The 18,342-nt window shown below is 51.4% G+C and carries 17 protein-coding genes; 8 read left to right on the forward strand and 9 right to left on the reverse strand.

Annotated features, from left to right (window positions below):
* Positions 1 to 96 precede the first annotated feature (96 nt).
* Positions 97 to 549 (forward strand): universal stress protein, encoded by a 453-nt coding sequence (locus HVE01_RS16355; RefSeq protein ID WP_125746931.1) that lies wholly within the window; start codon positions 97 to 99, stop codon positions 547 to 549.
* 50 nt (positions 550 to 599) lie between these two features.
* Here the strand turns inward: HVE01_RS16355 and HVE01_RS16360 are convergent, their stop codons facing one another.
* Entirely contained in the window at positions 600 to 2,519 is a 1,920-nt protein-coding gene (locus tag HVE01_RS16360) for an ATP-binding cassette domain-containing protein (protein WP_146945124.1), read from the reverse strand.
* 153 nt (positions 2,520 to 2,672) lie between these two features.
* Between HVE01_RS16360 and HVE01_RS16365 the strand changes: the two genes are divergently transcribed.
* Positions 2,673 to 3,686, forward strand: coding sequence for an AraC family transcriptional regulator (locus HVE01_RS16365; RefSeq protein ID WP_146945125.1), 1,014 nt, complete (start codon positions 2,673 to 2,675; stop codon positions 3,684 to 3,686).
* A gap of 3 nt (positions 3,687 to 3,689) precedes the next feature.
* Here HVE01_RS16365 and HVE01_RS16370 read toward each other — a convergent pair whose 3' ends face one another.
* The 5 genes from HVE01_RS16370 to HVE01_RS16390 all read right to left on the reverse strand — a co-directional run bounded on the left by HVE01_RS16370 (position 3,690) and on the right by HVE01_RS16390 (position 10,686).
* Positions 3,690 to 5,357, reverse strand: a complete 1,668-nt coding sequence (locus HVE01_RS16370; RefSeq protein ID WP_146945126.1) for a fatty acid--CoA ligase — start codon at positions 5,355 to 5,357, stop codon at positions 3,690 to 3,692.
* A 37-nt stretch (positions 5,358 to 5,394) separates the two neighbouring features.
* Positions 5,395 to 6,582, reverse strand: a complete 1,188-nt coding sequence (gene bktB, locus HVE01_RS16375) for a beta-ketothiolase BktB (protein ID WP_146945127.1) — start codon at positions 6,580 to 6,582, stop codon at positions 5,395 to 5,397.
* Between the two features lie 128 nt (positions 6,583 to 6,710).
* Complete coding sequence (locus HVE01_RS16380) at positions 6,711 to 7,853, reverse strand: acyl-CoA dehydrogenase family protein (RefSeq protein WP_125746921.1); 1,143 nt, start codon at positions 7,851 to 7,853, stop codon at positions 6,711 to 6,713.
* Positions 7,854 to 7,855: 2 nt separating this feature from the next.
* Complete coding sequence (locus HVE01_RS16385; protein WP_146945128.1) at positions 7,856 to 9,412, reverse strand: fatty acyl-CoA synthetase; 1,557 nt, start codon at positions 9,410 to 9,412, stop codon at positions 7,856 to 7,858.
* Between the two features lie 41 nt (positions 9,413 to 9,453).
* Complete coding sequence (locus tag HVE01_RS16390) at positions 9,454 to 10,686, reverse strand: ABC transporter substrate-binding protein (RefSeq protein WP_125746917.1); 1,233 nt, start codon at positions 10,684 to 10,686, stop codon at positions 9,454 to 9,456.
* Between the two features lie 269 nt (positions 10,687 to 10,955).
* Here HVE01_RS16390 and HVE01_RS16395 point away from each other — a divergent pair, with 269 nt between their 5' ends.
* Both HVE01_RS16395 and HVE01_RS16400 read left to right on the forward strand, forming a co-directional pair.
* Positions 10,956 to 11,807: a TatD family hydrolase gene (locus HVE01_RS16395; RefSeq protein WP_146945129.1), complete on the forward strand. Its 852-nt coding sequence runs from the start codon at positions 10,956 to 10,958 to the stop codon at positions 11,805 to 11,807.
* Between the two features lie 12 nt (positions 11,808 to 11,819).
* Positions 11,820 to 12,299, forward strand: a complete 480-nt coding sequence (locus tag HVE01_RS16400) for a hypothetical protein (protein WP_125746913.1) — start codon at positions 11,820 to 11,822, stop codon at positions 12,297 to 12,299.
* Here HVE01_RS16400 and HVE01_RS16405 read toward each other — a convergent pair.
* Positions 12,296 to 12,877 (reverse strand): elongation factor P hydroxylase, encoded by a 582-nt coding sequence (locus tag HVE01_RS16405; RefSeq protein WP_146945130.1) that lies wholly within the window; start codon positions 12,875 to 12,877, stop codon positions 12,296 to 12,298. The genes HVE01_RS16400 and HVE01_RS16405 overlap by 4 nt on opposite strands.
* A gap of 155 nt (positions 12,878 to 13,032) precedes the next feature.
* Here HVE01_RS16405 and HVE01_RS16410 point away from each other — a divergent pair, with 155 nt between their 5' ends.
* The 3 genes from HVE01_RS16410 to HVE01_RS16420 all read left to right on the forward strand — a co-directional run bounded on the left by HVE01_RS16410 (position 13,033) and on the right by HVE01_RS16420 (position 16,267).
* Positions 13,033 to 14,451 carry an MATE family efflux transporter gene (locus HVE01_RS16410; RefSeq protein WP_146945131.1) on the forward strand — a complete coding sequence of 473 codons (1,419 nt, stop codon included), beginning with the start codon at positions 13,033 to 13,035 and terminating at the stop codon, positions 14,449 to 14,451.
* Positions 14,452 to 14,454: 3 nt separating this feature from the next.
* On the forward strand, positions 14,455 to 15,453 hold the full coding sequence (locus tag HVE01_RS16415; RefSeq protein WP_146945132.1) for a DUF3080 family protein: 999 nt from the start codon (positions 14,455 to 14,457) through the stop codon (positions 15,451 to 15,453).
* A gap of 112 nt (positions 15,454 to 15,565) precedes the next feature.
* Positions 15,566 to 16,267, forward strand: coding sequence for a hypothetical protein (locus HVE01_RS16420; RefSeq protein ID WP_125746905.1), 702 nt, complete (start codon positions 15,566 to 15,568; stop codon positions 16,265 to 16,267).
* A 77-nt stretch (positions 16,268 to 16,344) separates the two neighbouring features.
* On the opposite strand, the gene tusA is transcribed toward HVE01_RS16420, so the two are convergent.
* Positions 16,345 to 16,596, reverse strand: coding sequence for a sulfurtransferase TusA (tusA, locus tag HVE01_RS16425; RefSeq protein WP_125746903.1), 252 nt, complete (start codon positions 16,594 to 16,596; stop codon positions 16,345 to 16,347).
* A gap of 28 nt (positions 16,597 to 16,624) precedes the next feature.
* On the opposite strand from tusA, the gene HVE01_RS16430 reads away from it, so the two are divergent.
* Positions 16,625 to 16,912: an antibiotic biosynthesis monooxygenase family protein gene (locus HVE01_RS16430; protein WP_125746901.1), complete on the forward strand. Its 288-nt coding sequence runs from the start codon at positions 16,625 to 16,627 to the stop codon at positions 16,910 to 16,912.
* A gap of 29 nt (positions 16,913 to 16,941) precedes the next feature.
* Here the strand turns inward: HVE01_RS16430 and rlmM are convergent, their stop codons facing one another.
* Positions 16,942 to 18,009: a 23S rRNA (cytidine(2498)-2'-O)-methyltransferase RlmM gene (gene rlmM / locus HVE01_RS16435; RefSeq protein ID WP_146945133.1), complete on the reverse strand. Its 1,068-nt coding sequence runs from the start codon at positions 18,007 to 18,009 to the stop codon at positions 16,942 to 16,944.
* Between the last annotated feature and the right edge of the window lie 333 nt (positions 18,010 to 18,342).

Genomic DNA, 18,342 nt, shown 5'->3' on the forward strand with positions numbered 1-18,342 from the left:
ATGACATAGATCGTTGTTAAGATGGCACTTGAAGCCTAAAGTAAAGGTCATCTAACAACGCGTTCTCTTTGTTAATTATCACGAAGGAGATAAGCCATGAGCTATCACCACATTTTAGTAGCCGTTGATTTAACTAAGGACTCCCATAAAATCTTAGAGCGCGCAGTCGCGATTGCTGCTCGCAACAACGACGCTAAGATTTCAATCATGCACACCCTTGAGCCACTGGGCTTCGCTTACGGTGGTGACATTCCGATGGATCTCACCAGCATTCAAGACCAGTTGGATGATCATGCGAAGAAGCGGCTGGCTGAAATTGCCGCTCCTCACGTCGAGCCCGCTGACCAACATGTCGTCGTCGGCATGCCGGACACTGAAATTCATCGCTTTGCAGAAGAGCACAACGTCGATCTAATCGTTGTTGGCTCGCATGGGCGCCATGGCTTTGCCCTGCTGCTAGGTTCCACGTCTACCGGTGTACTGCACGGTGCACAGTGCGACGTTTTGGCCGTTCGGGTCGGCAAAAAAGGTGAAGAGAGCGACGAGTAATTCGTATAGAAAGGCACCCACTGGGTGCCTTGACTCATTCAATACTCATATCAGTCACCGCTGGCCATCGCCTCAAGCTCCATCCAACGCTCCATGGCCGTTTCAAGTGCTTGCTGTACGTTCTCTAACGTTTGCAGCTTAGCAGTGATAGTACTGGCTTCTTGCTGATAGAAAGCGGGGTCGCCAATTTCTTGCTCTAATGCCTCTACTTCACCCTCAAGACGCTCAATCTCCGCAGGTAACGCATCTAACTCCCGCTGCACTTTGTAAGACAGCTTAACGGTTTTTTTAACAGGCTCGGCAACCGGCTTCTCTGGCGCTTTTTCAATGACAGCGCTGGTCGGCTCGGTGTTCTGACGGGCAGCGCCCTCCCACGGAGCAGGTGGTAATTTGCCGCCTTGGCGAATCCAATCTGTGTAACCACCTACGTATTCACGCACAACCCCCTCGCCCTCAAAGGCCAGCATGCTGGTCACGACGTTATCCATAAATGTCCGGTCGTGGGAGACCAGGAGCAGCGTGCCATCAAAGTCCAGTAGCAGCTCTTCAAGCAACTCCAGGGTTTCCATATCCAGGTCGTTGGTAGGCTCATCCAACACCAATACGTTGGCAGGCTGAGTAAACAACTTGGCTAGCAACAGGCGGTTGGATTCGCCGCCGGAAAGGGCTTTTACCGGCTGCCGAACGCGGTCAGGTGTGAATAGAAAGTCCTGAAGGTAGCTCATTACGTGGCGATCTTTTCCGCCAACGGTTACCCGATCGCTGCCTTGGGCGACGTTGTCGTAGACGGTTTTTTCCAGCTCTAAACCGGCACGCAACTGATCGAAGTAAGCGACCTTTAAATTGGTCCCCAGCTGAACGCTACCTTCTGTTGGAGTAAGCTCGCCGAGCAAGATTTTCAGCAGCGTTGTTTTACCTGCACCGTTGCGACCAAGGAAACCTATACGGTCGCCACGCATCACTTCAAGATTCACGTCACGCAGAATGACATCATTACCAAAGCGCTGTGTTACGCCTTTCAGCTCGACTACCCGCTTACCGGTACGCTCGCCACTGTCGACAGTGAGATTGGCAGTCCCCTGACGCTCACGTCGCTGGCTACGCTCCAAGCGCATCTGCTCAAGCTCCCGCACACGCCCCTCGTTGCGTGTACGCCGCGCTTTGACGCCTTGACGAATCCAGACTTCTTCTTGGGCCAGTTTTTTATCGAAAAGCGCGTTTTCTCGCGCTTCGACTTCTAGCTCGTGCTGCTTACGCTCTTGATACTCGGCATAGTTGCCGGGATAACGGCCAAGCTTGCCGCGATCTAGTTCAAGGATGGAGGTGGCCAGCTTAGATAGAAAGGCACGGTCGTGGGTAATCAGTAATACCGCGCCGTTGAAAGCTAGCAGTTGCTCTTCCAACCAAGCAATCGTGTCTAGGTCGAGATGGTTGGTAGGCTCGTCAAGAAGCAGTAAATCTGGCTCGGAAACCAAGGCGCGCGCCAACGCAACACGGCGGCGCCAGCCACCGGAAAGCGCACTCATTTCAGCTTCAGGAGGTAATCCTAAGCGGGTGAGTACAACGTCAATGTTCTGATGGAAAGACCAGCCGTCGATAGCCTCTATGCGAGTTTGCAGCTTGGCCATGCGGCTCATGTCGGGGTCGGGATCATTGATTAAATGCTGGTATTCAGAAAGCAGCTCCCCCGCTTCCGGCAGCCCCTGAGCAACCATGTCAAAAATCGTCATACCTGAGGACTCAGGTAGCTCCTGGGACAATACGCCGATCTTCAAGCCCGGCGCACGCCAAATCGAACCGTCATCGGCATGAATATCGCCCGCGACTAGTTTTAATAGCGTTGATTTACCGGTGCCGTTGCGCCCGACCAGCGCCAGCCGCTCGCCTTTTTCAACCGTTAGGTCGGCGCGGTTAAGCAGTACTTGGGTGCCGTAAGCGAGTTGCAGCTGTTCGAGTCGTAACAAGGTCACGCAGTGTCCTCCTTCATCATGAGCCGCACAGTGTAACGCATGCGCTCGCGTTAAGGAGAGCCCTTATAGAGCCAAACGACACATCGTGCTAACGTCCCACCATCACGTGATAATAACAAGGTAGCGTCAAGCTACTCGTTTAGGGCTGACATCGTGACCGTTACCGTCTCAATGCACTTTGTGAACGAACTGTTGTGTGGCTTACCCGCCACTGAGCACTCCCCTGTCCGCTATCTGGAGCTTGCTGGAATTTCCCCTTTTCTACTCAGCGCACCAAACGGACGAGTCACTGTTGAACAGTTTGCCGAGCTTTACCGCCTCCTTGCCCTTGAGCTAGATGATGAAACACCCTGCTTTTTCTCCAGGCCGCTACGCTGTGGAACACTAAAGCTGCTGTGCTTGAGCTTGCTAGATGCACCTACGCTGCATGTTGCGCTTCATCGCTATACGCAGTTTTTCCGGATTCTCTTAGATGATTTCGGCTACGACTTTACTATTGAAGGCGAGTTTGCCCGCATGGCGCTTGAAGAACGCGCACCGCTGCATGGCAGCCGTATATTGATCCATGAATTGATGTTGAAACTGTTTCACGGTATCGCCTCCTGGATGATCGCACGCAAAATTCCACCTATCCTGATGGAGTGCGGCTACGCCCAGCCCGCTCATAGCGCTGACTATCTCTACTTCTACCCCGGCAAGCTAAAATTTGATCAACCGCAAACAGCTGTTTACTTTGATAAGGTGTTTCTAAACCACCCCATACGCCAAACGAAACAACATCTTGGCGCATTTCTACAACGCGCACCGGCCGACTGGTTCTACGTCTCTTTTGAAGATCGTTTGATTACGCACCGCGTTCGCGAACATCTTAGCCGTCACTTACCCACCTCGTGTACGGTTCAGCATGTGGCAGACGCGTTACATATGTCCGTGCGGACACTCTCAAGGCACCTGAAACTTGAAGGTACCCATTTCCAGGCGGTTAAAGACGAATACCGTCGCGACTATGCTATTCAAGCACTCACTCGCAGCACACAGCCACTAACAGCCATTGCAGAAAAACTAGGATTTGAAGACTTGGCTTGTCTTAGCCGAGCGTTTAAACAGTGGACGGGGAATTCACCCGCCGCTTACCGCAAGGCGCAAACGGCGGGCATAAAACGCTAACGTTTATATCTCAGTACGAATGCGCTTTTTATCCAGCTTACCCACACTGGTTTTAGGAATTTCATCTACGAAACGAATCAGCGATGGAATACCCCAGCGATTGATGCTGCCCTGCTCGACGAACTGCTCCATAAACGCCTGTACTTCTTCTGCCGTGGGCGGGTTGTTGACATCGCTGGGTACCACAAGTGCTGCTGGACGCTCCCCCCATTTATCATCCACAACGCCAATCACCGCCACCTCAGCGACCCCAGGGCACTGGCTGATATAGCTTTCCAGCTCAAGTGAAGAGAGCCACTCGCCACCGGTTTTGATGACATCTTTAATACGGTCGCTAATGGCTAAGAAACCATGCTTATCAATCGAGCCAACATCACCGGTATGCAGCCATCCATCCCGCCAAAGCTCTTCACTGCGTTTCTCTTCTTTGTAGTACGCCTGGGTTAACCAGGGTGCCTGGGCACGCACTTCACCGACACTGACGCCATCATGGGGTAACGGTTCTCCATTGGCATCAACCACCTGTAATTTCACTAGGGGCACGGATAAACCAGCTTTACACCGCCAGGGAAGCTGCGTTTCAAAATCAGCCTCAGCAATATCCTGAGGTAAAATATCAGCGGTTAGCAGCGGGCAGGTTTCTGACATGCCGTAGGCACTTCGTGTATCAATGCCGAGTGACCAAGCACGGCTAGCCAGGGCTTGGGTTAGCGCACTGCCGCCGACGAGCACCTTCCAGCCGGTTAAATCAATTTTTTTCGATGCGATAGCGTCAGCGCTAACCACCATATTTAACAGCGTTGGCACGCAGTGGGAGAAATCGACCTTTTCGTTCACCAACAGTTTGACCAACATTTCCGGCTCATAGCGGCCAGGGTACACCTGGGTCGCTCCCATCAACGTGGCAGTGTAAGGCACGCCCCAGGCATGCACATGGAACATCGGCGTGATGGGCATGTATACCTTGTCGCGGTTGAGCAGCTCAAAACCCGGTGCTTGGAAGGTACTGGCTTCACCTAGTGTGTGCAGAACTAATTGACGGTGGGTAAAAAACACCCCTTTCGGATTGCCGGTGGTACCCGTGGTGTAGAACAGCGTAGCCACTGCATTTTCATCAAAAATAGGGAACTCATAATGAGTTGGCTGCTCACTTAACAACGCCTCAAACTCACCCACTAATGGCAGCGACGTGCTGACTGCGTTTTGTATTCCTTGACTCGCCGCTTCTTGGCAAAGTAGGTAACCGCGTATATTAGGTAGTTGATCAGCCAGCGGCTCCAATAATGGTACAAAATCCTCATGTACCAGCACAAAGACGTCTTCAGCGTGCTCCATCGTGTAGTGAATTTGCTCGGGCGCCAAACGTACATTAACGGTGTGTAGCACGGCACCAATCATGGGAATGGCAAAAAAGCACTCTAAATAGCGATGGCTATCCCAGTCTAACACCGCCACCACATCCCCCGCCTGGACGCCCTGTGCTGTTAGCGTATGGGCAAGCTGGTGTACCCGCTCACGAAAACGTTGATAGTCATGACGGCTCTGGTCTCGATAAACAATCTGGTTGTTCCCCGCCATTCGAACGCCGGACTCAAGTAAGTCGCTAATTAACAGCGGCGAGCTAGTCGCAGACGGCGTAGAGGGAAGTATTTTTGGCGTTATCGTAGACATAAAACACACCTGTCGATTGTGATTGGAAAACCGTTTGTTATTCGCGCTCGATTAACAGCGCAATGCCCTGCCCACCGCCGATACATAGCGTGATCAAAGCATAGCGGCCCTGACGTCGTTCCAATTCGTGCAAGGCTTTTAGAATCAAGATGGCACCGGTCGCGCCGACTGGGTGGCCGAGCGCCACTGCACCGCCATTCGGGTTTAGTTTCTCCACTGGGAAGCCCAGCGTATCGGCAACCGCCATCGCTTGTGCCGCGAACGCTTCATTGGACTCAATCACATCAATGTCATTAATCGTCAGCCCTGCCTGCTGGAGACAGCGTTTCACCGCAGGGATTGGCCCTAACCCCATTACCGAAGGTTCCACACCGGCGGTGGTTGCCACACGCAGCCGCGCCCTAACCGTTAAATTGCGCCGTTGCGCTTCATCAGCATGCGCCAGCACCAAGGTCGCCGCGCCATCGTTGATCCCAGAGGCATTGCCTGCCGTAACTACTCCCTCTTTTTTAAAAGCCGGTTTAAGCCGTGCTAAATCGCTTAACTCAACGCCTTCTCGCACATGCTCATCACGGGCAAAGGAAACCGTCTGTTTTCCTTTTGTCACCTCAACAGGCACGATTTGTGCGTCAAAACGCCCTTCTGCAATGGCTTTTGCCGCCTTACGATGGCTATCCACCGCAAACTGATCGAGCTGCTCGCGGCTAAAGCCATACTGCTTGGCGATATTTTCAGCAGTCATTCCCATATGTCCGCTGCCAAATGGGTCACTAAGAATGCCGAGGGTAAGGTCCTGGATATTGGCATCGCCTAGGCGTATGCCGTTGCGTGCTTGAGATGGCAATAGATAAGCACCTCGCGACATCGACTCAGCCCCACCTGCCAATGCTAAGCGGCTGTCGCCCAGAGCGATTTGCTGTGCGGCGGATATCACGGCCTGCACACCGGAACCACATAACCGGTTAACATTAAAGGCACCGGCTTCTTTTGGCACACCCGCACTCAACGCGATATGACGGGCAAGGTAGGCATCCTCCGGGCCAGTGGTAATAATATGGCCATACACAGAGTGATCGATGTCGGCACCAGTAAGGCCCGCACGGCGAAGTGCTTCCTGAGCAGTGATAGTGCCTAACTCATGGGGCGCGCAAGATGAAAGTGACCCACCAAACCCGCCAATAGCGGTGCGAGCACCGCTTACAATAACAACGCTATCCAGTTGCATAATCTCTCCTTAGTAATGACGCACAGCGGAAAAGGACTTAAGAAAAGGGCTTAAGCAAAGCACTTAAGAAAAGCACTTAAGAAAAGCACTTAAGAAAAGCACTTAAAAAAAGTACTTAAGAAAAGCACTTAAGCCACTTTGCCCAACAGCGAGCGTGCGACCACCTCTTTCATAATCTCAGAACTACCGGCGTAAATAGTTTGCACCCGCGCGTCTAAATAGAAGCGTGAAATGGGATATTCGTGGGTGTAACCATAGCCACCAAACAGCTGAAGGCATCGATCAACAGCACGACACTGCAGCTCGCTAAGCTGTAATTTGAGTATTGCAGCCTCGGTACTGGTCATCGTGCCGTGGCGGTACTTATTTACGCACTGATCGAAGTAAGCTCGCGCGACATCAAGCTGTGCCTTGATCTCAGCCAGCGTAAAGCGGGTATTTTGAAAGTCGGCCACGCGCTGACCAAACGCGTGGCGCTGGGTAACGTAATCAAGCGTTAATGCCAACGCGCCCTCTACCGCGCCAAGCGCTTGCGCGCCTACGCCTAAGCGCTCCCGGGGCAACTCTTGCATTAGGTAGCGAAACCCAGCGCCCTCTTCCCCTAATAAGGCACTGTTAGGCAGTTGCAGTTGGTCAAATGCTAGTTCTGCCGTATCGCTGGCGTGCTGGCCAATTTTCTTAATCGGCTTGCCACGGGAAAAACCGGCAAGTGACGTATCGACCAAAAACAGCGAGACCCCTTTTGCACCTGCACTGGGGTCTGTTTTTGCACAGACAATAACGAGATCGGCCACTTGGCCATTGGTAATAAATAGTTTGCTGCCGTTAAGCGTCCACCCGTCAGCTGTTTTGGTCGCGCGGGTTTTCATCGCCGCCAGATCGCTGCCAGCGTGTGGCTCACTCATGGCAATCGCCCCCAACCACTCCCCACTGGCCATGCGGGGTAGCCAGGTTTCGCGCTGTTCATCAGTGGCTAAGTTTTGCAGGTAAGGCATCACGATATTGGCGTGAATATTATAAGCGCTGGCTAGCCCACCAAATCCTTGTCGAGACATCTCCTCCAGTACTAGTTGGGTGATAGCAATATCGGCACCTGAGCCGCCATAGGTCTCGTCAAGATCAATCCCCAATAGACCAGCAGCACCCAGCGCTAGCCATAAAGAGCGTGGTATTTCACCATCCGCTTCCCACTGGTCATAGAAAGGCGCCACTTCCTGAGCTAAGCAGCGGCTGATCATGTCATGAAACAGCGCTTGTGTTTGCTCGTCCATGCTCACTCCTTTAGGTCTTTGCGCAGGTGACGTTTAAGAATTTTACCTGCGGTGCTTTTTGGCAGAGCCTCTGCAAACACCACACGCTTAGGAACTTTGTAGGGGGCAATCAAGCTTTTAACATGTTGGATGAGCTCATCCTCGCTAACCACTTGCCCCTCTTTCACCACAACGACGGCGGTTATCGCTTCAATCCACTTTTCGTCAGGCAGCCCTACCACCGCTACTTCCGAAATGGCCGAGTGCTTAAACAGCGCCTCTTCCACCTCACGGCTGGCAACCAGCACGCCCCCCGTATTGATAACGTCTTTAATCCGGTCCACGACATATAAGTAGCCTGCTTCATCGAAGTAGCCCACATCACCAGAGTGAAACCAGCCACCTTGGAAAGACTCAGCGGTCATCTCCGGCTTATCCCAGTAGCCCGTCATTAACTGCGGCGAACGATGGACAATCTCGCCATGCTCACCGGGGGCAACGTCGTTCATTTCCAAATCCACAATGCGCGTTTCCACTGTAAGTATCGGCCGCCCCGCCGACGCAGGACGCTCAGTGTGCTCTTCTGGACGTAACACCGTTGCCAAGGGGGCAATTTCACTCTGCCCATAGCAGTTATATAAACCAACGCCAGAGAAACGCTGCTGCATCTCTTCCAGCACAGGCACCGGCATGATCGAGGCGCCGTAGTACGCTTTCTTGAGTGTCGTTAAATCGAACTGATCAAAGTCTGGGTGGCGCAGTAAGCTGATCCACACAGTGGGCGGCGCAAAAAAAGATACGACATTTTTTTCGGCAATCGCCGCCAAGCAGCTATCCGGTAGCGGTGCTTCAAGCAAATGAATGGGGGCGCCAAGGAGTAAAGCCGGCATTAAAAAAACATGCATTTGTGCGGAGTGGTAAAGCGGAAGAGCGGCCAACATGGCGTCACTCCCCTTAATATCCAACTCCACCATGCAGGCCATATATTCCGCCATCAGCGCTTGGTGGGTCATCATTGCCGCTTTAGGCGCTGCGGTTGTGCCAGAGGTATAAAGCAGCTGCGCCAGACTGCTTCCCTCTACGGCGACCGTTGGCTCACTTGTTGATAGCGAGGTTTGCGCATAAGCCAAGACATCAAACCGATCTAACGGTTTACCTTGTTGATCAGCATGCAGTGTTCCATTGACCGTTAATGCTAACCCTTGGGCTGCCTGCTGCACTTTGTCAGCTAACGAACTATCGCTTAGCAATCCTTTCGCCCCAGACTGCTCAAGGATATAGCGCAGTTCATCACTACTTAGCGCAAAGTTAATCGGCACATGTACTAAGCCTGCCTTAGTGGCAGCAAGCCAGGCAATAACATAGGCATCTGAGTTTTTACCGTATACCGCCAACCGATCCCCAGGAGAAAGACCGGCCTCTAACAAGCCACTGGCTACACTGTTAGCGGCATCGTTAAGCGACTGATAGCTCCACACTCGCTCACCAAACGTTAATGCGAGCTGCTGAGAATATTTGCGAGCGCTGCGGTTTAGCGCAGCGCCAATCGTATTACGGTGAATTAAAGGTGTCTGTTGCATGCCAAATCCTTATTGTTATGTGTTGTTAGGGCTTCAGCGTTTTACGAATTGCTGACGAGTGGGCAAATGCTTTCAGAAAGTGGCCGGAATGCTTCCTCGGCGGGAATCGTGCGCACAACTCTGAAAAGGTCATCCTCATCGGCTGACTCTTCCGGTGTTTTCACTTCAACGAGATACATGTCATGGACCATACGGCCGTCTTCACGAATGTAGCCGTTCGTTGCAAAAATATCGTTAATAGGGGTATCGGCCATCTGCTGACGCACGGTTTGCGTGTCGTCTGTTCCCGCTGCCTCAATGGCTTCTAAATAGTGGCGGGTGCTGGAATAGAGCCCTGCGTGCACCATGGTCGGCATGCTGCCGGTGCGCTCACGAAAACGCTCTGCCCAGGCACGCGTTTCATCAGTTAGGTCGTAATACCATGCTTTAGTGAACTGCAGCCCTTGAGCGCTCTCCAATCCAATGCTGCGTATATCAGTACTGAACAGCACCATGCCAGCTAGAATCTGTCCGGCTTGAGTAATGCCAAATTCGCCTGCCGTTTGCACCGCATTAATGGTGTCACCACCAGCATTATTGAGGGCAATTACATCAGCGCCCGATGCCTGGGCCTGCAGCATAAAAGAGGAAAAGTCACTGTTCGGAAAGGGGTGTCGTGCGCTACCTACTATCGTTCCACCATTCTCAGTGACCACCCGCTCTACATCTGCTTCAAGCGCATGACCAAACGAATAGTCGGCACTGAGTAAATACCAGTTTTTATAGCCTTCTTGGGTAATTGCCTTTGCCGTACCGTTAGACATCGCCCAGGTATCGTAAACCCAGTGAATATGGTTGGGAGAGCAGTGCTCGTTAGTGACACTGGAAGAAACAGCACCGTTCACTAAGCCAAGTTTATCCGCCTCTTCTAGCAAGCCTACGGCTGCTAATGTAACCGATGAAGCCACTAGGCCAGTGACCATATCGACATTGCGTTCATCAATCCATTCGCGCACTACGCTTGAGCCAACATCAGGGCTATTACGATCATCGGCACTAAAGACGACGATTTGGGCACCATGTACACTGCCACCAATATCCTCAATTGCCATCTCAATGGCATCTTGTCCTAACGGGCCTATTGGATCACGATAAACACCTGACATATCAGCTAGATAACCAATACGGATTTCATTATCTGAAATACCTTCATTGGCGGCCACGCTGGGAGCATAGCTAGCTGTAATGACGGCAGCCGATAGCGCAGAAATAGCGCAATGACGTGATAGATGCATGCTTTTTACCTATCTATTGTTGTTATTAAAAGAGCCTTAAGCCCGATTTATTTCATGCTTCATCCTCATGTTAAAAGTAAAAACCGCTTTACTGTTTACCTATCGAGCCAGTTTTTTTGCAATTCGTGCCATTCGAATAAGATATCCATTCGGGATAGACCATTAGTCGTTGTTACTCTCCAGCGCTACAATAACGTTTTTCAGCTGGCTAAATAGTCAACGCTTGCTAGCTGCCATCGAATACTTAACTGACACTGGGAGTGTGACGCTTGGCGACAAGTGATGTGGATAGCTTTTTACCCGAGGCGCTGCAGTTTCGTTCTAATGCCCCCTTGGTGGATATCGGCGCTAACCTGACTCACGAAAGTTTTCAGCGTGATTTAGCGGATGTCATTGCGCGGGCGAAAGCGGCCAATGTAGCTACCTTAATAGTGACGGGTACTGATATTGAACACGCCGAGCAAGCCGTAGAACTGGCTAAACAGACCCCAGGCATATATGCCACTGCCGGGGTTCACCCACACGATGCTAGCGGGTGGAGCAGTGACGTGGCACGTCAGTTAAAAACGCTTCATCAAAAACCTGAAGTGGTTGCCGTGGGCGAGTGTGGACTGGACTTTAATCGCAATTTTTCAACGCCTCACGAGCAAGAGCTAGCGTTTGAAGCTCAGTTGGCGCTCGCTGCTGAAAGTGGCTTACCGCTATTTTTGCACGAACGCGACGCAGGGCAACGAATGCGTGAAATGCTGCATAGCTGGCGAGACGACATCAGCCAAGCTGTTATTCACTGCTTCACCGCTGATCGAGATACGTTGCACGGCTATCTCGATTTAGACCTTCATATTGGTTTAACTGGCTGGATTTGTGATGAGCGCAGAGGTCATCACCTTCGCTCAATAGTGAAAGATATTCCGTTAGACAGGTTAATGGTAGAGACTGACTGTCCTTACCTGCTGCCTCGTAATCTTCCTGCCAAACTAAAAGGACGCCGTCACGAGCCAGCCTTGCTACCATGGATTGTAAGAGAGATTGCCCAATGGCATGACGTGACCGAAACCGAGCTGGGGAACGCAACAACCCGCACTGCCCAGCATTTTTTCCGCCTCGATACGGAAGCTTAAAAGGAGCAAAGCGTGGCTGATTACCCAGGGTTTATTGCCATTGAGACGGGCGAAGATAACGGCTTGCCGCTGGCTATTGCTTGGTCTCTACCTGATGGACGTATAAAGCAGACACTCATTCAGCCTGACGATAGCTGGATCAGTGAAGACACAAACGTGATGGGATCTTATAGCATTGAAGAGCTAGAAAGCCTCGGCGTCAGCCCTTTGGATGTCATACGTGAACTAGAGACCGATCACTTCTCAGCTACGCTGTACACCAGCGATAACGGTGAGGATGAAGCAGCGCTGGCTCGACTCTTTGACACCTACGGTTTGGATCCTTTTGTTGAATTAGCGCCTGCACAGGTGCTTTATGAGGCGATTAGCGCGCGAGATTGGCACCGTTTACGCAGCGAAATTTTTAACGACATGGGGCTCGAACCGATGCGGCCCGAGCACGAAATTGAAGTAATGCTCACGCTTCACAAGCAGCTTACCGAGAAAGACTAAGCCGACGCGACCAGCGCCACGTCAAGTTCTCGCTGCCCCTGGTTAATGGCCCGCGCCAAGGTATCTTGATGCTGATAATAGCGTGTCAATGCGATCAAGAAAGCGTTGGCACGCAATGGCAGCCCCTCTGCTAAATAGCGTGCCGCTCTAGCGTCTACTTTGTCAGCAAACGCGGCTCGATCAACCTCAACGTCCCCACCTAAATTATCGACACTAACGTGGAATGTGCGTCCGCAGGCATGGGTAAACAGCTTTTCCAGCGCCTGCGGGGCAATCTCCGCCTGTTCGAAGGCGTGCTGCTGCTGGGCGTCGCGCCCATCAGGCAAGTACCAGTACCCGTAATCTTCCAGCTGCCGACGCTTCTCTCCTGCGATGCACCAGTGGCTGATCTCGTGCAGTGCACTAGCAAAAAAGCCGCGCGCAAAAATCACCTGATGATAAGGTGTTTCAGATGTAGCTGGGCGATATAGGGGTTCATCGCCACCTTTGATTAAGCGCGTCTGATAACGTGCTAGAAACACACCATCAAACAGCGTCGTTATGTCGTGAAGCGTCCAACGCTCCTGCTCTTGAGTCACTATATACCTACGTCGTCGTTCATTTCGTAAAGTATACCCGCGCCTTATCCAGATGATAAAGAGATGGCAAATCATTAGACAGCTACCGTGATCCTAGTAACTCCTGCTACTCTACCGGCTTTTGTTGGGTCACTTTGCTAAACAGGAAACATACCGTGGGCGGCTTTACTAGCAATATAAAATCCATCTATTGGCCAGAAACACGCACGTTGGTAGCGTTAGCGCTCCCCATCTGTGGTGCTCAACTCGCACAGGCGGGTATGAGTGTGGTCGACGTCATGATGACCGGCAGGCATAACGCCACCGACTTAGCTGCCGTTTCGGTTGGCTCAAGCCTGTGGATGCCACTGATGCTATTTATGACCGGTACATTAATGGGCCTTACGCCTATCGTGGCACACCTTTTGGGTGGCAAGCGAAACAGTGATATTCGCCCTGCGGTTCACCAGGCACTATGGGTCGCATTAGTACTCGGGTTCACTGCCGCTGTATTGCTGTGGACAGTCGTGACACCTATCTTCGAACTTATGAGGGTGCCTCCAGCGGTTGCAAGAGAGTCTGCTGCCTACCTTTCCGCGGTTGCCTTCGGCATGCCCGGGATCGCCTTATTTCAGGCACTTAGAGCCTTTTCAGATGGCATGAATCACACTCGCCCCGCGTTATGGATTAGTTTAGTGGGACTAATCGTTAATATTCCCAGTAACTATTTACTTATCTATGGCGGCGATGGCCTAGTTAACCTATTGGGTGATGGGTTACCCAGCGCTCTGCAACAGCTACCGGCACTAGGCGCATTCGGCTGCGGCATCGCCACAGCACTCTCGATGTGGACAATGGCCGTTGCAATGGCTCTCTATACCCGCAAAGGACACGCCTATCAAAGCGTCTCGATTTGGCAAACGCTAACCCCACCAACACTGTCGGGCATCCGCGAGCTTATCGTAGTGGGTATGCCCATCGGTGTGGCGATTTTCGTGGAAGTGACGTTATTTACCCTGATAGCCTTGTTTATTGCCAGTTTCGGAGAGGTCACAGTCGGAGCTCACCAAATTGCCTTAAGCTTCACGTCTATTCTCTTTATGCTGCCGATGTCATTGAGCATGGCACTTACCGTACGTGTTGGTAATACATTAGGCCAACAACGCTCTGCTATGGCGCGCACTGTTGCTTGGAACGGTATTGTGATCAGTGTCATTGTGGCCGTCATCAACAGTACATTACTTTGGTTTACAGCAGTGCCGGTGATTGCGTTGTACACCTCCAATGCCGACATCCAGGCTTTGGCGCTCACCATCATATCCCTGGCAGTCATTTTCCAGCTATCGGACTCACTTCAAGTCAACTTAGCAGGTGCATTACGAGGTTATAAAGACACCCGTATCGTGATGGTCATTACCGTACTTTCTTACTGGATTGTCGGTTTAGGCGGTGGCCACTGGCTAGGAACTCACGGTCTAGGTGGTATGTCTGGCCCACTGGGAGTGCATGGTTACTGGATGGGCCTGATTGCAGGACTCAGCACAGCCGCACTATTACTTGCTTGGCGGTTAAAATGGATTAGCCAACAGGAGTAACCAATGGCGCTCTACCCTCAACCTATATTATGGCTGACGACCAGTGTCAGCCTGGCACTAGCGGGCTGCGGAGATAATGGTGCCGAACAGCCCTGGGTAGAGTATCACCAACAGCTCACTAGCGACCTTGCAATTGCCGATATTGAACGTCACCCTCCACCTAATATTGGTAAGTTTCCCGAGCGTCGAGAACGACTATTCACTATTCCTGAAACCCGAGAGGGTATGCTCAATATCTATGCGTTACGTGAGTGTCAGATAACATCGCTCATTGCAGCGCGGAACAATCAGCTGGGGCGTGTTGCTCCCCCTAGCCAGCACTGGCTTTACGAACGCGCGCTCTGGCAGCGCCTAAGTGCCTGCTGGAATAGTGATGTTCCTGACGGCTTAAGTGATGACAATAAAGCGCGATTGGCTGAACTAACTGAGCTCAAGACAGAACAGCTACCGGCTGTCAGTTGGAATGCCATTTTTGATTCTGAAGAGTGGGAAAAAAGCTTTTCCCGAGCAAGCGCCCCTCTAAACAGTGCTGAACTACTTAATATTGACAATCAACTGGCTGCCGTTGATTACCTTGAACAAATGGTGACACACCAATTTAGCCAAACATGGCAACAGGACTCTTCAACACTTGAAAACCACCTTAAAGCACTGCAAGAGAGGCCTTTAACAGCAGAAATTTTACGCACATTATTGCTTGCCCAGCAACGCTTAGCCGAGGCAAACGTAGCACTTGAGTCAGCACGCTTAACGACTAGTGAATGCCTGCAAGATGGTTTTCTAGCGGGCTTAAATCAAGTTGAACAAATCTCCCTCAAGTGGCTTACAGCAATTAACCGACTAATTAATGCCCAGCAAATAACGCCACCTGAAGCGGTTAAAAACTATCAGGACACTTGGTTATCACTGAACAATCCTCAGGCTCCCTGGCAGCGGCTCCAACAAGTAAAAGCACAACACCACGCGCTGCGAGACCAATTTACTAGCTGCTCCGATAATTAAAAATCACAAACCCCCTTAACCTTCTTGGCAACCTGTGCTATTGGTGAACTAAGTGGTAAGCAGCATACGCTGTTTATCGATGTCGTGACCACGCAGCACAAGGAGGGACATTATGGGCGCATCCCTGTCACCCCGCTCTGCCCAGGTCATCGACCTGGAAACCGTGCGTCAGCGTCAGCAGGCGCAAAAATGCTTGATCCGCCTAGCCCCTGAGCTAGATGGGTTAGAGATGGTCTACCAGCTCGCTGCGAGTCCCGACACGTATTACGGCCTACCTATTTTGGCCTGGGGGCTGCAAGAGAACGGTAACATCATTGGCCTTGTGCCATGGATGGAAAAGCTCGCTGCTTGTCATGAACTCGACAGCCATGAAAATGGCCAGTTTATTGGCTACCGCGATCCAGAAACTGAAGAAATTTTCGCCCTTCCTCCTGATCATAAATACGACGAGCTAATGGCCTCAGCCAGTTACTTCGAGTATGAAGCTTCAGGAGAGGTGACGCTGATTCAACAGCTTCCGGATACCCTTGGCACTCATGCTTTATGCATGAATCATCCCGACGCCCCTTGGAATATGAAGCAAGTCTATGGATGGCGTCTGTATAGCGATGGGAGTGTTGAAGCAGTTCTTGCCGATGAACAGCAAGCCACAACGTCCCCCATTCTACTGGGTGATAAGTGCCTTTACGATGCCCACTCCCGCCATCGCACGGTTTACTTTTTTCAACGCCATATCGCCAACCGCATAATGGATGAAGACCCTGCGACACTGGAAGCTTTGGCGATGATGGTTGTTCCAAATAAAGAGGGGTGATCTTGCATAAGCACTCACGAGGCTAGCCAAACCCTAAAGCCGATACTAATGGCTAGCCCCGCATAACTGCAGAAGCCTTACGCTAGGCGAATAAGATACACATAATGGGCATCAGACTCTTCTTGCAGCAGTAGCTGGTGCCCCAAAAATTGACAAAATTTTGGCACATCGCGAGTCGTTGCGGGATCTGTCGCTATCACCTTCAACACCTGCCCTGGCGTCATATCACGCACCTTGTTATGCATTAGCATAATAGGTTCAGGGCAATACAAACCCGTTGTGTCTAACGATGCATCAAAGGCACTTGGGTCATACGTATTATCAGTCATCTACAATCTCGTTTAGGAAACAGACAGCATGATCAAAGTAATCATTGAACGGCGCATTATGCCTGGCCTGGAAGAAGAATATGAACTGGCTGCGCGCGAAGCAATGCGCGTTTCGCTTGGCGTACGCGGATTTGTCGGTGGAGAAACACTCGTCGAACTTGGCCACACAGATCGCCGCCTGATGATTACCAAATGGCGCGATCTTCGCGCTTGGAAAGAGTGGCACTCAAGTGAAGCACGTACAGTGGCCATGCAGAGCATTCTACCTCTATTAACAGAAGACGAAACTATCCGCGTATACGAGCCAGGCTATTAGCCCCTTACGCGACTCTGCCTACCTTTAAATTAGTGAGCGAGCCTTACATGAACCGTCACTTCTTCCCGATCATGGTAGAGGTGGCGACATGTAATATTAGCGCTCACCCCAGCCATTTCCAACGCCTCTTCCAAAGTGTTAATACAGCGGTTGACCTCGTCCCAGCGTTTCTTCATAGGCAGTTTTAAATTAAAAATTGCCTCTCGACACCATTTCCGAGTTAACCATCTTTCCACCATCGCTAATACGCGCACAGGCTTATCGACGATATCACACACTAGCCAATCCATTCGTTGCGGCGGCTCCCAAGTAAAGCCATCCTCTTTTAGGTGATCTATCTGCCCTGTCGCCATTAGCTGCTTGTCCATTGGCCCATTATCAATGGCATAAACATACATACCACGCTGGACTAACTGCCAAGTCCAACCACCAGGAGCGGCCCCTAAATCCGCTGCCTGCATATGATCCGCAAGCCGTGTCCCCCACTCTTCTCGTGGAATAAACTCATGCCATGCTTCTTCTAACTTTAGCGTTGATCGGCTTGGTGCGCGGGATGGGAAACGTAAGCGGCGTATCCCATTAAGTAGCTCACTTCGATTGTCAGGAAAGCTCATACCCAACTGAACGCGATCACCATCCGTCCAGAAAATATGTAAACGACGTGCACCGGCTTTACCGCGCAATGCGCCGCGTTTTTTTAGCATACTCTGCAATGGCTTAGTTAGTGCTTTAATTAAGCCTGCCAATGCTTTGCCATCATTGGTATCTGGCGTTTCGTGCCAAATTTCTTCAAAACTCCAGCGACTTGACTTTATCTGATCAAGAATAGCCGTAAGCCTATCGTCCCGGGACAGCGTGAGCGCAGGCAGAGCAGCTAGACTTTGGCGAGCAAAAATAAGTTGCTTAAATGCCGCTTTACGGTGCAAATCATTAATCGGCTCTTTATCTAAGCGCGTTAAACTCACCCAACCTTCGCCTTGTGCAGGCTCGCAACTCACCTGGTGCTGTTTGGCGTGGTGTTGCATTTCAGCTAGTGCGTCGCTTTCAAACCCTGGGCGGCAATAGACAAGCCACGATGTGGGTACTGTTTCACTCACCCTTTCACCTCGAAAGTAATTTCATGTCATAGGTGAACATCTATTCAGAATAAAATGCCCCCGCTAATCGATGCATCATAGCACTTTCTTGTAAATGCTTTCTAAGTAGCGAGATAATCAGCGATTATTCATCTGATTGATGCGCTTAAAACATTATCTGCGCCTAACAAAAAACCCCAGCGTCAGCTGAAGCTGGGGTTTCGGGCTGCGCTGCTGCAGGCCAAGTTGGATTCCCGGTCACCCCACTCGGTAATGACGGTGTGGTGGCTCGGGGATGACGTGCGGTGTGGCCGCTTTGTGACAGGGGGCTAGGGAGTGTTTTTTTCTTCCGCG

The sequence above is a fragment of the Vreelandella venusta genome (genome assembly GCF_007989605.1).
GTDB lineage: Bacteria > Pseudomonadota > Gammaproteobacteria > Pseudomonadales > Halomonadaceae > Vreelandella > Vreelandella venusta.